Below are 13476 nucleotides of genomic sequence, written 5' to 3' on the forward strand. Positions count from 1 at the left end.
CCTCAAGTCTAAACGTGTGGGGGGCAGCTGTCTCATGATCGTTGGCACAGAGGGGTGCCTCACCGATGGCGACGTTCGCGACTGTCCCGGGCGAGGGGATGGCAGGGCCTCCCGAGCGCCGAAGGACGAAAACACGCTTCTTGGCAGTCCCACCCTGGCCTGGACGGCACCGCCATGCCGCCACGGATTGGCCAGGGGACGATCAGTAATGGGAGGATTGTCCGCCGTTTAGGGTGTGCCGCTCGTCGCCCTTCAAGGCCGGTGAGAACACGCAGACCAGGCGCAGATCGGTGTCCGGATCGGCGATCAGGTAGTGGGCGTCATGCTCGTCGAGGGCGTACATGGTGCCGGGCTCGATAACGTGGACCGTGCCGTCCAGCGTTTCGACCGCGCCACGGCCTTCGATGCAGTAGCAGGCCTCAAGGTGGCGTTTGTATTCGAGCAGGGAGCGGGTGCCGGCGGATACGATCGTGTCCGTCAGTGAATAGCCCATGTTGTCCGCTTCCAGGAGGAAGCGACGGCTTAAACCAGCACCCCACTCAACGGTCTTTGCTTCATCGATTGTTCGCACGATCATCTTCTCTCTCCTTCCCAATACAAGCCTTTAGAGTTGGATGGCGTCACAGTACAAGCAACCGACGTCCTCTTTTCCGATATAAACGGTAGAAACCCGCCGCAAGGCGCGGCCATCCCTCGGAAAAAACAAGTCGATGTCACGGGCCTCGAAGGCGACGGCCAGTTCCGCCCTCGCGGGGAGGGGGCGGGGCAGAACACCGCCCAGTTGAACAAGGATTTCCCGGGACGCGGGAATTCCCTCCTCCGCTGCGCTCTCGACCTCTCGGGCGGTGCGGCAAAGCTGGAGGAAGCATTCGGCGAGGTAGGTGGGGCGGTAGACGCCGTCCCGTTCCGGGGCGAGGCTGGCCCTTGCGGCTTCAGCGGCGGTGGCGATACGCCACCTTTGCGTTGGATCCGGCTCGCCGAGGAAGACATTTTCCGCTCGCGCCTTGCGCACGCGGGCGGCCGCGACGGGCCTGAACGCGGGCGCCGGGTCACTCTGGTTTGTTGGACAAGCCAAGGGGCCGATGTCCGACATCGCGCCGACGGCTTCGGCGACGAGCCGCCCGTCTTGGGTCAGGCGGCAGTGATGCCACCCGTGCGGGCCATCGGTGCTGACCTCCGCCTCGATGCTCCGGCGAATGGCGGCCATGGCCCGGAACGCCACATCGAAACGGTGACACCACAGGGCACCGCCATCGGGCCGCACTGTCCGTTCGATGGCGGTGAGGGCCATGTCCAGGAGCAGCAGCCCCGGCAGGTGCCCCAACGGGTGATCGAAGTAGAAGGGATGCTCGGACTCGGACCGCAAACACCACCGGCCGCGTCCGCTGCCGGGGCGGATCTCGAACGGTGGCCGGGCGCCGGTCCTGGTCCCTTCGGGAACCCGTGAGTGACCCGCGTTCATGTGCAGGCCTCCCGTTGCGGAACAGGACGTTTGCTGGCGGGGCGCAACTCGTCCACCAGGGCCAGAGCCGCGGCAACAGGGTCGGCGCCTGATGTGACGGCGTCTTCTATTCGGGCGACCAGGGTGCTGCCGACAATGGCCGCGTCGGCGCCAGCGTCGCGGAGCGCCGTGACATGCTCCCGGGCCTTCACCCCGAAGCCGACGGCGATGGGCGACCGACAGTGGAGACGCAACGTGGCAATCACCGGGGCAAGGCCGGCGAAGCCCCCGGGGGGAGACTGCCCCGTGCGCCCGTAATGCGACACCAGGTAGAGATAGGCTGTCGCCTGACGGGCTGCGTTGGCCATTGTCTCCGGAGTGGACGCTGCGTAACAGGACGTCACCACCGGCAGGGACAGGCGCCCAGCTTCCTCGTGCAGGTCGGGGACCTGACGCGGCGGCAGGCCGTGGACGAGAACGCCGTCGGCGCCACTTCCGGACACCTGCTCAAGGAAGGAAGCGAGAGACACAGGCCGGACCGTGTGACTCCAGTCGGCAAGAAGGGCGACCTTCATGTGCCGCAAGCGCGGCCTGAGCCGGGCCAGGTGTGCGAGCACAGCGTTCAAGTCGGCCCCATTGTCCAGTGCCCGGCGGGCGGACCGCTGGACCACGGGGCCATCGGTGATGGAGTTCGGGAAGGGCACCGCCAGTTCCAGGCACTCCACGCCAGCGTCGTCCAGCGCCATGGCGAGGGGCTCAAACAGGCCGAACGGCGGGTCCCCGGCGTTCAGGAACAGGGCCAGGCCGATGTGTCCGGCCCCGCAATGTGCGAAGAACGCGCTCATGACATAGCTGCCTTGAGGTCGCCGGTAGGCTTCGTTCCGTCGGGGCAGGGGGGGGCTAAGCCCTGCGTCGGGGGCGGGGCATCAGAGGAGTCGGTGTCCTGCGGATACTCGTGCAGGCGCTGGTAGCACTCCGTCTCTCCGGTCAGATGCCGAACGGCGGCCATGGCGGACTGAAGGCAGCCTTCCATGTTGTGGCCGAACAGGTAGTCGCCGGCGAAAGCCAGCCCTCCCACCCGATCCAGTTCCGCAAGCAGGCGCCGCCGCGCGAGGGAATAGTGGAAGCCATAAGCACAGATCCCGCCCAGGTGCCGGGTCACATGGGTGAACCGGCGTTTGCCGGGGATGGGATGAACCCGGCGGAAGGCATTCTCCGCGACGGACACCAGGCGCTCGTCATCCAGGACCAGAAGCGGCCGGGCGTGGCGGCCGGACAGGGTGAAGCGCACCGAATGGCGCTTGTACATGCGGTTGGCCGAGCAGTGGCCGAGGGGGCTGCCGACGTCGAACATGATGGAGTTCATGGTCGGGGTGAACACGTCGGCGTCGTAGTCGGCGTTGATCAGGGCGAGCGGATGGTAGGGGATGGACTGCGCCGCATAGCCGGCCTCACTGCTCAGCTCCAGGATGTGGGGAAGCCGGTGCAACGGGGTCGCCGTGATGACCTTGCCGGTTTGGTAACGGAAGGGCTTTTCGCCGGCCCGGCCCTCGACGGCGCGGACCCGGCCGTTCTCCACGACGACGTTGGTCACCCGATGGCCGGTGCGCGTGTCCACATCCCGGGCCAGATAGTCGAACAGAACGCGGGTGGTTTGCGGCAAGGAATGGTGGCTTCCCTTGCCGAAGGACGCGAGCAGCAGCATCAGGGTGGCGAAGGAAAACTCGTCCGGTTCCGCGGCGCCCATGATCACGGTGAACATCCGCAACGGTCCCTGGGCCAAGGCTCGGGGAACGTAGGCCGTAACCGGCTGATCGTCGTGGCGCTCCTCGTAGGCGCGGATGGCGTCGCCGAAATAGGCGAGGTCTCCCCGTTCCCGGGCGGCGCGCCTGAGCAGCGCGTTGAAGCGCAGCACTCCACCCAGGCCGATCCCCCGCATCATGGTCAGGCCATTGGTCAGGGCCGCCCGTTTGTCGAAACCGTGCAGGCGCCCGTTGATGACAATGTGGAAGCTCGGGTGCTGCCGATCGAAGGATGGAGGGTGGAAGGTGCGCAGGATGCCGTTGAACAGCGTCCAGTCGGAGGCGAAGTTCTTGCCTCCAGTCTCGTACCATTGCTCGCCGTTGCAGATGGCGCCGGCCCGGCCTCCAACACTGTCGGACGCCTCCAGGACCACCGGCTTGAGACCATGCGCGCGCGCGAAATGGGCGGCGCCCAAACCGGAGATGCCTCCCCCGATGATGTAGACCACGTCTTCCATGAAACCGTTTCCTTCGTGGGCAATCTCCTGGCCCGCCATGTGGAGTCACCCCGCCAAGCGGGTCTTCTCGGCGGTTCGGATGGACTCGACCAAACGGCGGGACCTGCCGGATCCGACGGCCTCACGGGCTTTGACCACGCCCTCATCCCACGTTGCCGCGACCCCTCCAGCGAGAGCCAGGGCGGCGGCATTCAGGCAGACGGTGTCCACCGCCACGGGCGGGCCGTCTCCGGACAGGATGTCGAGGAAGTGGGGCACGATGGCCTCGTCGTCTGGCGCCGGCCGGAGGTCCTCCAGAGTCCCCGGGGCGAACCCCAGGGTGGCGGGCTCGATGCGCTCAGGGTCGCCGGTGCCGCACCGAACCAGGTCATTGGGACCGACGCTGAGCAGTTCGTCCGCCCCCAACTCATTGAAGCAGAACCAATAACGGCGGTCGTTGAGTGTTTCGGCCAGGGTGCGGAACGGGGCCAGCAGCGGTGACTCGGACAGGCCCGTGAGCTGGACCGAGACTGGCACGTGGGCCAGGAAGGGACCCAGCCTGTTCAGGCAGCGGCCCAGTCGCTTCATGTCCATGGGAAAGACGCATCGGGCCAGCAGGACCAATTCCGGCGGGTAGACGTACGGCCCCGCGAAGGCGAGGCCGAAGCGCCCCAGCATGTGCTCCGTCTCATCGGCCGAGGAGGTAAGGGGCACACCGAGGCGGCCCAGCAGATCGAGAGACCCGCAGCGGCTGGAATACGCCCGCGACCCGGTCTTGAGGACCCGGACCCCTATGGCGGCGGCCACGAACGCGGCCGCCGTCGAAATGTTGAACGTGGCCGGTCCGCCCCCGGTCCCCACAATATTGACCGCTCGGTGAGCCAGTCCCGGACTTGGGGCATCGGTCGCCGTGCCATGCCGTCGTTCGGCGAGCGAACCGACGAAGGACGCCAAGCCCTCGGCCCCGGGAAGCCGGGTCGACAGGCTGGCCAGAACGGCCGCGGCTTCCGGACCGGAAACCGACCGGGCGTGCAGACGGTCCCAGAAGTCCCGCCAAGCCTCGACGGAAACCGCCTGATCCCCGACCAAAAGGGTGCCGACGAGATCGCTCACGGCTAGGCCACTTTCGTCGGGATGACGCGTTCCAGATACGCGTTGATCGCCGTGACGGAATTGAAGTTCTCCGGAACCGTATCCATGACGTCAATGGAGATGCCGTAGCGGTTTTCCAGCCAAGCCACGATTTTCAGAAGACCGAGGCTGTCGATCACGTTGTTGCCGATCAGGTCGAAGTCGTCTTCGATCTCCTCGGGCCGCATGTCGCGCGCGAACTCGTCAAGCAGGAACTGTTTGATGGACGCGTGATAGGTCATGACTCTCTCCTTCTAGGCAGGATCTCAGCAACTGACGGCGGTCCAGCTTCCCCGTCGATGTTTTGGGAAGGGCCGCGATGACAAAGTCGATCCGCGAGGGGATGGCCATGCGCGGCAATTGGGCCGCGCAGTGCTGACGCAAGGTCAGGCTGTTGAGTTTGGCCCCGATCTTGCGGTGCACAAACGCGTGCAGCAGATGGCCCGCGGTATCGTCCGGAATGGCGAGAACGGCGGCTTCCAAGACCTGGTCGTGACCCAGGATAATCCGCTCCACTTCCTGCGGATTGACCAGGACGCCGCGTACCTTGACCCGGAAATCCTTGCGTCCCTCCAGGGTCAGGGTTCCGTCCGGGTGGCGGCAAACCAGATCGCCGGTGTGAAAAAAGGCACGCGTCACCCCGCCATCGTTTCGATCGAAGAACTTGCCCGCGTTCCGCGCGGGGTCGAGGTAGCCCCGGCTCTGGAACGGCGTCGAGACCACGAGTTCGCCCATCCCCGTTCCCTCGACCGGGGCGCCGGTCTCGTCCAGGACCAGAGCATGGACCCCAGGCAGGGGGTGACCGATGGGAACCGGCCCCGGCTCGTCCACGCGCGCTGGATCCATCTCGTAAAGGAAGCTGTCGTTGGTTTCCGTGCAGCCGTAGATGTTGTGAAGCCGGGCCGCGGGAAAGAGGCTCGGAAGGGCCGCCAGGGTGGACCGAGAGATGCTGTCCCCGGTGAAAATCGCGTGCTTCACGGCCGGGAAGGACCGGGGCGTATCGTGCGTGTCGTGCACGATAAGGTTGTAGAACATGGGGACTGACTGAATTATGTTGATGGGTATCGCGTCCAACATCCGCAGCAGGTAGGCGGCGTTGGTCGCGAGGTCCTGCTCCACCAGAACGACGCGCCCGCCTCCTTTCAGCACGGCCCAGATGTCGAGCAGGCAGAGATCGAAGTTCAGGGGCGCGAGGTTCAGGGCTGTGGTCTCGGGGCCGATGTCGAAGTGGTCCAGGGCCCAATCGGTGAAGGCGTCGACCGCCCCCACCGACAGCGGCACCACCTTGGGCAGACCCGTCGAGCCCGAGGTCGTTAGCAAGAAGCAATCGGCCTCGGCGGCACCGCCGAGTGCGGCAGGGAACCAGTAGTCCGCGGGCACTTCCGCATCCGCGTCGTCCATGTCGCTGGGAGCGTGGTCCTCGAACACGGCGACGGCTCCCAGCTCGGGCATGGCGGCCGCCGTCGCTTGGTCCGGCGTCAACACCCGGGAACAGCCCGCCCCTTCAAGGAGGGCCGTCAGGCTTGCATGGGCGAGTTGGGTGGAGGGCAGGACGAACCGCTGCCCCACCATCAGGCACCCCAGGATCGTGGCAATCGCGCGGGGGGACTTGTGCGCCACCAGTCCAACCGGGGCATCGCTCACCAGGCCGAGGGCCCGGAGCCGTGACGCGGCCGCCCGAGCCATGGTGTGGAGGGCGCCGTACGTCACTGTTTCCTCCCGCCAGACCAGGGCCGGAGCCTCCGGCTGGCGCGCCACCTGAGCGAGGAGGCCGCCAACAAGGGATGAGGCGGTCACGGCAGACTGCCCGTCTTGGGCGGTGCAGAGCATCGTCCTCATGCGTCCACGCCCCCCAACGTCTTTTCGACGACAGGAATGATATCTTCGCCCGTTTTCACCAAGTCGACAAAGTTGTCAGGCAACTTCACTCCAAAAGAACTCTCAAGAAGGTTTTGCAGGCGCAGAACCGTCAAGGAGTCTATTCCCAGGTCATCCAGATCCATAGAAAGATCCAAAACAGGGATCGGCTCTCCTACTGCCTGCTCTATGGCTTCCATGACTCTTTCCCTAATCTTGTCCGTGTTCATCCTGGCGGTTCCTTTTCATGCTAAGCCACTCTGGAGTAGCGCGAGAAAATCAGGCTGACGTTGTTGCCGCCGAACGCGAGGGAATTCGACATGACATGATCAATGGGTGAAAGCGGTCTCCCGTCCCTTCGGCGGGATCGGGCGGCGAGGGGCGCGGGAAGGTTGTCCTCTCCGTTTAACCAGGGCATCCCCGGCGTCCGTTGATCCCGCAGGACAAGCAGGAGGACCGCCGCCTCGATGGCTGCGGCGGTTCCCAGCCAATGACCGATGAAGCCTTTGGTGGAGCCAACATCGAGGGCGTCCATATGCGGACCGAAGGCTCGGCCCAGAGCCTTCAGTTCCTCGCCGTCGTTCATCGGCGTGCCCGTGCCGTGGCAGTTGACGTATTGGATGTCCGAGGGAGCCAGGCCGGCCGCGCGCAGCGCTTGACAGATGGCGGCGGCCAGACCATCGGAGCGGGGCGCCGTGGCATGGTGAGCGTCGCAACTCATGCCACCACCGGAAAAGATGGCCAGGATCCCGGCGCCGCGTGTCAGGGCCCGGGAAAGGCGCTCCAAGACCAGAAAGCACGCGCCCTCGCCCATGGTGATGCCCCGGCGGTCCGCGTGAAACGGACGACTGCCGTTGGGATCCATGGCGCGCAGGATGTTGAAACCGGCGAAGTCCGTCGCCCGGATGCGATCCGCCCCGCCGACGAGCATGACGTCCGCGTCGCCGTTCTCTAGAACGGCCTTTCCCCAATAGAGGGCGGCGGCACTGCTGGTGCAGGCGGACATCACATGGACCAGGGGGCCGGTCAGTCCCAGGCGTCCATGGCAGTGACGCCCAAGCGCATTGACCCCGACGCCGGCCTCGGGCTGGCCGATGGCGTCGAAGTCCATGCCGTTGATGCTGCCGATGGCGAGCCCGATCCGGCATTCGCCCCGGGCCAGGGTGGCATCCTCGATGGCCGCCCGAAGAGTATCGGTCGCCGCCTCAAAGAGGGCGTCGGTCGATCGGTCGGACCAGTGAGGATAGGCGATCGTGGAGCGGCAATCCGCGACCGGCAAACGGTCCGTCACTGGCCTCGGTGCATGGGCCTGGCGCCCGTCGAACACGGCCGCCAGATCGTCCAGGGTTCGGCCGAATGGTGCCTCGACCCCAACACCGGTGATGGCGATGGGCTCCCTCATCGCGTCGCCTCCGGTCTGGACGGAAACGGAACGCGATCCAGGGCCAGCAGATTTCCTTCGCCTGGGGGCACGATGATGAGACGGACGGCGTCTTCGGCGCCAGTCGCCGGGGCCGTCCCGGTAAGGAGATCAAGAACACCCGGAACCAAACCGCCCGGCCATGGCACGGTGGGCCAGTCACCGCCCATGGCTGAAATCTGGGCCCCGTCCTGGTCGTCGCAAAGGAGCAGGCACCGCTCGGTTGTCCGGGCTTCCGCCTCCAGGAAACGGCGCACGGCGTCCACCCGCGCCCCGTTGCGTCCCAGGTGCGAGCCGAGCCGGCAGCCCGCGAGGATCGGACCGGCGCGATCCGGGCTGGCGGTATCAAACCCCACCAGCAGGGCGTGGACCTCACCGGCAACGGTGTCGTCGGCGATGGCGTCCGTGGTCTCCTCGTAGTCAAAGATCACCACGTGCGTGGCTTGATCGGTGCGCAACAGGAGGTGGGCGAAGTAGATCGCCTCGGCGGTCCCGCTGGCCGAGGTGAACAGAGTTGATGCCGGCCCCAGAAACCGGAATCGCTTGCCGGTGACGAAAAGGGGGAAGAACTGGTTGGCCTTGGAAAACAGAATGGGATCGATTCCATAGGCCCCTTGGCTCTGGAACCCGCGGGTCACGCGGGCGAGGGTGCTGAGATCGCCGAAGCGCGAGGTGCCCACGACCCCGACAAGCGCCTCCTCACCCGGCCAGGCCGCCCCGGCGGTCTCCTTGAGCAACTCCGCCACGGCGTCGATCCCCTGGGACAAAGGGGTGTGGGTGCCGCAATTGAGCAGGTGCTCCGGCCGGTCGCACGCGAAACGCCGGGCTGCCCCGGCCAGGACGCGAATAGGCGTGTTGCGATGCGTGGTCACCGGATCATGCCTCCACCGTCGTGGCGAAACTGCGGACCGTGGAGGCCCTCAGGTCGTAGGGCGTCGTGGCGTCTATGTAGCTTCGCCCGGCGCCCTGGCCGTCGCCGGGCCGTGCCGCCAGCCACGTCTCGCGCTGGGACGGATCCATGGGCAGATCGGGATAACCGGTCAGGCCGACGCAATCGGTGCGCAGGTTGGCCCGGGTCGTCACGGCCCAGAGCAGATCTTCAGCGTTGTCCAGGTTGATGTCGTCGTCGACGAAGAGGATCAGCTTCACGAAACCGTGGCGGGCGAACACATGGTGCGCGAGAGCCGCAAACCGGACGTCATCCTCGGGCCTTGCCTTGCGGATGCTTAGAACAAGCAGCAGCATCCCACCCCCGGCCGACGGAAAACGGATGTCCCGGACCATCGCGGCCAGGGCGGGGTCGTCCCCAGCCAGGGACAGGGCGACGGAGAGGGCCCCGGCGATGCCCAGGATCGAGGATTGCTCTCGCCCAGGTCCGATCACGGCTTGGTAAATCGCCCCGGCGCGCATGGTCATGCGTGTCACGGTCAGGACCGGGAGGTCGGGTTTGGCCGGTCCGTCGTAGCCGAGGAATTCGGGCATGGCGTTGCCCAGCGGGTGAGGCCCCTCGTCGGCCTGTGTGCCGTCCAGAAAGCCCTCCAACACGATCTCGGCCGTCGCCAGGGCCGGGCAGGGGTGGTCGGCGGCCTGGGCCAGCGGGATCGGTTGCATCGCCAGCGCCCCGGCCACGCCTAGCTTGCTGCGGCCGTGCGGGAGGTGTGCCGTCCCCACGGCGGAGGCGACGGCCGCCGCCGGTGGCGGCCCGATGTTGACGGTGACGGCAAGGCGTTCGCCCCGGGCCACGGCGGCCTCGTACAGGGCACGCAGGCGTCGGCCCGGTACCATCCAAAGTGTCAGACGGTCCGGACCAATGACCAGCATCCGGTGGATGGACAGGGAATCCTCGCCCGTCTCGGGATCGCGGGCCAGTACCAGGCCCATGGTCACATAGGGTCCGGCGTCGCGCGGCGTGGTGGTCAGGACCGGCAGGCGGCGCAGGTCCACGGCGGCTTCGGTGACCTGGCGACAGGGCGGATTGTTGACGATGATCGGGTTCGGTGCCGCCTCAAGCCACCGGAGGGTTGCTTGTGGCGCAAGGGTCGCGGGCAGGCCCGGTAGGTAGTCCCGGACCCGCGCCTCGTCTCCGTAGAGCCCGAGAAGAACGGGCAGACGGGCGCCGGTCCCGGTGTCATACAGTGCGACGTCCTCTGAACAGGCCCGCCCGGTGGCCGGGACGCCAGCGTAACAGTCGGCGAAGTGGGCGGCCACGTCGGTCGGCGCCAAGGCCTCATGGCGATGGCACTGGCCGGGTGCGCGGGCGCGAACGGCCGCCAGGGCGGCGCGGATCGAGAGGGCGGGACGCTCGGTCATGCGACCCCCTCCAAGGCGCGGGGAAGGCCGACCCGGTGAGGCGAGCGTCTTGTGGCGAGGCCTGCGAACCAGTCGACGACGGACGCGGCCCGGAGCAGCCCCGTGCCCACGAGCAGGCCTTCGTATCCCGCCTCGAGCATCCGCGCGGCATCGTCCGGCGTGTCCAGGCCGCTCGCGCTGACGGGGCAGCAGGTGCCCGTTCGCCGGAGGAGGGACAGCAACGCAAGACTGCGCTCCAGGGTCGCCGCCCCGCGTTCCCGCTGTTCGATATCCTTGTTGTTGACCGCGATGATGCCATTCGGCCCCAGAGTGAGCCGTTCGATCTCCGCCTCGGTGGACACCTCGACGAATGGCGTGACGCCGGCTTCAAGGGCCGCCTCCACCAGCTTGGGTAGGGCGCGCCCAGGCAACAGCTTGGCGGTCAGCAACACGGCGGCGGCGCCCCGGTCGGCGGCCGACCGGATCTGGTCCGCGCGGGTGATGAAGTCCTTCTTCAGGACCGGCACCCGGGCGTCGCGGACCGCCTCATCGAGCAAGTCTTCCGTGCCGCCGAACCAGGCGCCCGTGACCACGGACAGACAGGCCGCGCCGGCGCTCTGGTAGGCGAGAACGAGGTCCTGGACGGACCGTCCCCGAAGCAGGTCCGTGCCATCGGAGGTGCGCGCCTTGATCTCGGCGATGACCCGGCTGGACGAGGACAACAGGGTCTCGATGAAAACGCCTCGTGTCTCGTTCGGCGAAGCCGGGACCTCCCAGGCGCGGGCGATGGCCGCGACCCGGTCCGGGGCGATGGCTCCATCGGCACCCCGCGCGCCGCTGTCCACGTCGATTCCGAAAAACAGCGGGTGCGACACGACCGCGTCAAACATGCCCCGATTGTCGGCCGACAACCCACCCGCCAGCAGGAAGGGCTGCGCTAGCGAACTCACCAAATCCAACACGACGGCGGGGTCGAGAGGCTGGCCGGTGCTGCCCACGCGCCCGTCGGCTGTTAACGGATCGAGCAGAAACAGGTCGACCCCGGCGGCTTCGTAGGCCCCGATCAACGGGCGTTCGAGACAGGTTCTACCGTCGACATGGAGGACCTTGACGATCCGTGTTCCGTCAGGGGCTGCCTCGCGCAAGGCCCTGACCATGGCCGGCGACTGGAAGCCGTGAAGCTGGACCCATCCGATGCCCGTTTCCGCCACGACCCGCGCCAGGGCGGCGGCATCGCCGAGAAACGTCACGAGGACGGGCGCCGGCCCTCCCGCGTTCCTTGCCATCGCCGCGAGGTCCCGCAGGCGTGGGACGGACAGGTCCGCCGCGCCGCCGGGGATCCCGTGCCAGAGACCCACGAAGTCAACCGGGAGAGTGGCCAGGGCGCGCATCTCCGCGGGGTTCGTGGCGCCGCAGATCTTAAGACGCATGGCTGGCCTCCAGCGCGGGCGTGAGAGCACCTTTGCTGACCTCGCCAGCCGCTTCGGCGCACGACACTCTGCCAGGGACCGGAGCGGCGGAGCCCCTGGCGAAGAGCACAAGCAGGGCCGGGGCGACGATCAGGTCCGCGATCAGAGCCATGGGGGCGCCGATCATCATCAACAGACCGAAGGTTTGCAGGTTGTTGAGGGACGACACATGAAAGACGGCGAACCCGGCCATGACCACGGCGGTCGTGGTGAAGATGGGCACGCCAATCTCGGCGATGGTGGCCCGGATCGCCGGCTCCACCGCGCCCGTATCGCGCAGGTTCCGCTTGTACTGGAAAAAGTAGTGCGTTGTGTCATCCACGATCAGGCCGGTAATGATTCCGCCGATCAGGATGGTGAAGGTGTCCAGCGGGATCCCGAGGAGGCCCATGATGCTCAGCAACACGACGAAGGGCACGACATTGGGGATCATGCTCAACATTCCCAGGCGCAGGTTGCGCAGGACGATGCACATGAGCAGGGTCACCAGGGCGAGGACCACCGCATAGCTGCTGGTCATGCTGGCGAGCACGGCTGTTGAGGTCACGGCGAGCAGGGCGACCAGACCCGTGGTGCGGACCTCCGCCAGGTCGCCAATGGCGCCGTCGATGGTGTCTTGCACCGTATGGATGAAATCGGTGTAGCGCTTTGCCTCCAACCATGGGGTCAGGAAGGTGAGGCGGCCCGCGTCGTAGGACAGGGTCGCGTAGCGCAGCATGTCGTCGTTGCCCTGGCTTTCCAGCAGCAGCAGTTCATCCCAGATTTCCTGTTGCGTCGGGACGACGTGGTGTCTGGGATCCCCCTCGTTCAGCGCCTGATTGGTCACCTTCAAGAAGTCGATGATGCTGGTGTGGCGGCCGATGGGCACATCTGTCAGCCCGTGGACGCGGATCGCGGCGTCATCCAGGCGGCGCATCAGGTCTTCGTTCCGGAAATCCAGTCCGGCCTTTGGGCGGACGATCACCTCCAGGTTCACCGTCGCCTTGAACGTCTCGTTGATCCGTTCGGTATCCAGGCGGACCTTGTTGGTGTCCGGCAGCCACAGCAGGGAATTGTGGGAGTATTCGAGGGTAACCAGTCCAATGCCGGAGACCAATCCGATGCCCGCGACCGCCGCCAACACGCGCCTTGGGCGCCGGGCGGCGGCCAGGGACAGGGCCGTCATGGTTTTCACCACGGCCGGGAAGCCCTTGTATCGGCGCTCGAAGAAGCGGTCGGACAGGCCCCGGAACACCAGGACGGACACTCCCATGCCCAGGAGGTAGGCGATCATCGTTCCCACGGCGCCGAACACCCCGAGGAAGGAAATGGGCGCCAGGGTCGACGTGGTGAACCCGATGAGGCCCGCCGCCGTCGTCAGGGCGGAAAAGACGATGGGCGCGTGGCTCCGGGTCATGGCCACGTCCAGGGCGGTCGGCTTGCTCCCCGTGTCGTGACGGGCCCGGAACAGGCCCGCGATGAAATGGACGAAGATGCACAAGCTGACGACGAGCAGCAGGGGTATGAGCAGCTGCGTCGGAGGCGTGAGGGCCACGCCGAAGCGGGCCATCAGTCCGAACGTGACGAGGACGCTGGCCGGAACGTGTCAACGACTTTGAGACAGTCGGATTGGGAGATTAAGCTCTGTTGC

13 protein-coding genes are annotated in these 13476 nt (G+C 66.6%); all 13 read right to left on the reverse strand.

Features of this window, described 5'->3' with window-relative positions:
- Positions 1-202: 202 nt before the first annotated feature.
- Positions 203-577: an ectoine synthase gene (locus Q0309_RS04165; protein WP_299437769.1), complete on the reverse strand. Its 375-nt coding sequence runs from the start codon at positions 575-577 to the stop codon at positions 203-205.
- Between the two features lie 27 nt (positions 578-604).
- On the reverse strand, positions 605-1366 hold the full coding sequence (locus Q0309_RS04170; protein WP_366940562.1) for a hypothetical protein: 762 nt from the start codon (positions 1364-1366) through the stop codon (positions 605-607).
- A 92-nt stretch (positions 1367-1458) separates the two neighbouring features.
- Positions 1459-2286 (reverse strand): tryptophan synthase subunit alpha, encoded by an 828-nt coding sequence (trpA, locus tag Q0309_RS04175; protein WP_299437773.1) that lies wholly within the window; start codon positions 2284-2286, stop codon positions 1459-1461.
- Positions 2283-3701 (reverse strand): FAD-dependent oxidoreductase, encoded by a 1419-nt coding sequence (locus Q0309_RS04180; RefSeq protein ID WP_299437775.1) that lies wholly within the window; start codon positions 3699-3701, stop codon positions 2283-2285. The genes trpA and Q0309_RS04180 overlap by 4 nt, the downstream gene beginning before the upstream one ends.
- A 45-nt stretch (positions 3702-3746) precedes the next feature.
- Positions 3747-4793 (reverse strand): hypothetical protein, encoded by a 1047-nt coding sequence (locus Q0309_RS04185; RefSeq protein ID WP_299437777.1) that lies wholly within the window; start codon positions 4791-4793, stop codon positions 3747-3749.
- 2 nt (positions 4794-4795) lie between these two features.
- Positions 4796-5053 (reverse strand): acyl carrier protein, encoded by a 258-nt coding sequence (locus Q0309_RS04190; RefSeq protein ID WP_299437779.1) that lies wholly within the window; start codon positions 5051-5053, stop codon positions 4796-4798.
- Complete coding sequence (locus Q0309_RS04195; RefSeq protein WP_299437781.1) at positions 5016-6641, reverse strand: AMP-binding protein; 1626 nt, start codon at positions 6639-6641, stop codon at positions 5016-5018. The genes Q0309_RS04190 and Q0309_RS04195 overlap by 38 nt, the downstream gene beginning before the upstream one ends.
- 5 nt (positions 6642-6646) lie before the next feature.
- Positions 6647-6898, reverse strand: coding sequence for an acyl carrier protein (locus tag Q0309_RS04200; protein ID WP_299437783.1), 252 nt, complete (start codon positions 6896-6898; stop codon positions 6647-6649).
- A gap of 20 nt (positions 6899-6918) precedes the next feature.
- Complete coding sequence (locus Q0309_RS04205) at positions 6919-8070, reverse strand: beta-ketoacyl-[acyl-carrier-protein] synthase family protein (protein ID WP_299437785.1); 1152 nt, start codon at positions 8068-8070, stop codon at positions 6919-6921.
- Positions 8067-8960 carry a hypothetical protein gene (locus Q0309_RS04210; protein WP_299437788.1) on the reverse strand — a complete coding sequence of 298 codons (894 nt, stop codon included), beginning with the start codon at positions 8958-8960 and terminating at the stop codon, positions 8067-8069. The genes Q0309_RS04205 and Q0309_RS04210 overlap by 4 nt, the downstream gene beginning before the upstream one ends.
- A 4-nt stretch (positions 8961-8964) precedes the next feature.
- Positions 8965-10398: a UbiD family decarboxylase gene (locus Q0309_RS04215; RefSeq protein WP_299437790.1), complete on the reverse strand. Its 1434-nt coding sequence runs from the start codon at positions 10396-10398 to the stop codon at positions 8965-8967.
- A complete protein-coding gene (locus Q0309_RS04220) occupies positions 10395-11807 on the reverse strand; it encodes a hypothetical protein (RefSeq protein ID WP_299437792.1) in 1413 nt (470 codons plus the stop codon). The genes Q0309_RS04215 and Q0309_RS04220 overlap by 4 nt, the downstream gene beginning before the upstream one ends.
- The gene (locus Q0309_RS04225) at positions 11797-13395 is read right to left on the reverse strand and encodes an MMPL family transporter (protein ID WP_299437794.1); all 1599 of its coding nucleotides are present in this window, start codon (positions 13393-13395) and stop codon (positions 11797-11799) included. Before Q0309_RS04225 ends, Q0309_RS04220 begins: the two co-directional genes overlap by 11 nt.
- Between the last annotated feature and the right edge of the window lie 81 nt (positions 13396-13476).

The organism is uncultured Rhodospira sp. (assembly GCF_937138205.1).
Taxonomy (GTDB): Bacteria; Pseudomonadota; Alphaproteobacteria; order Rhodospirillales; family Rhodospirillaceae; genus Rhodospira.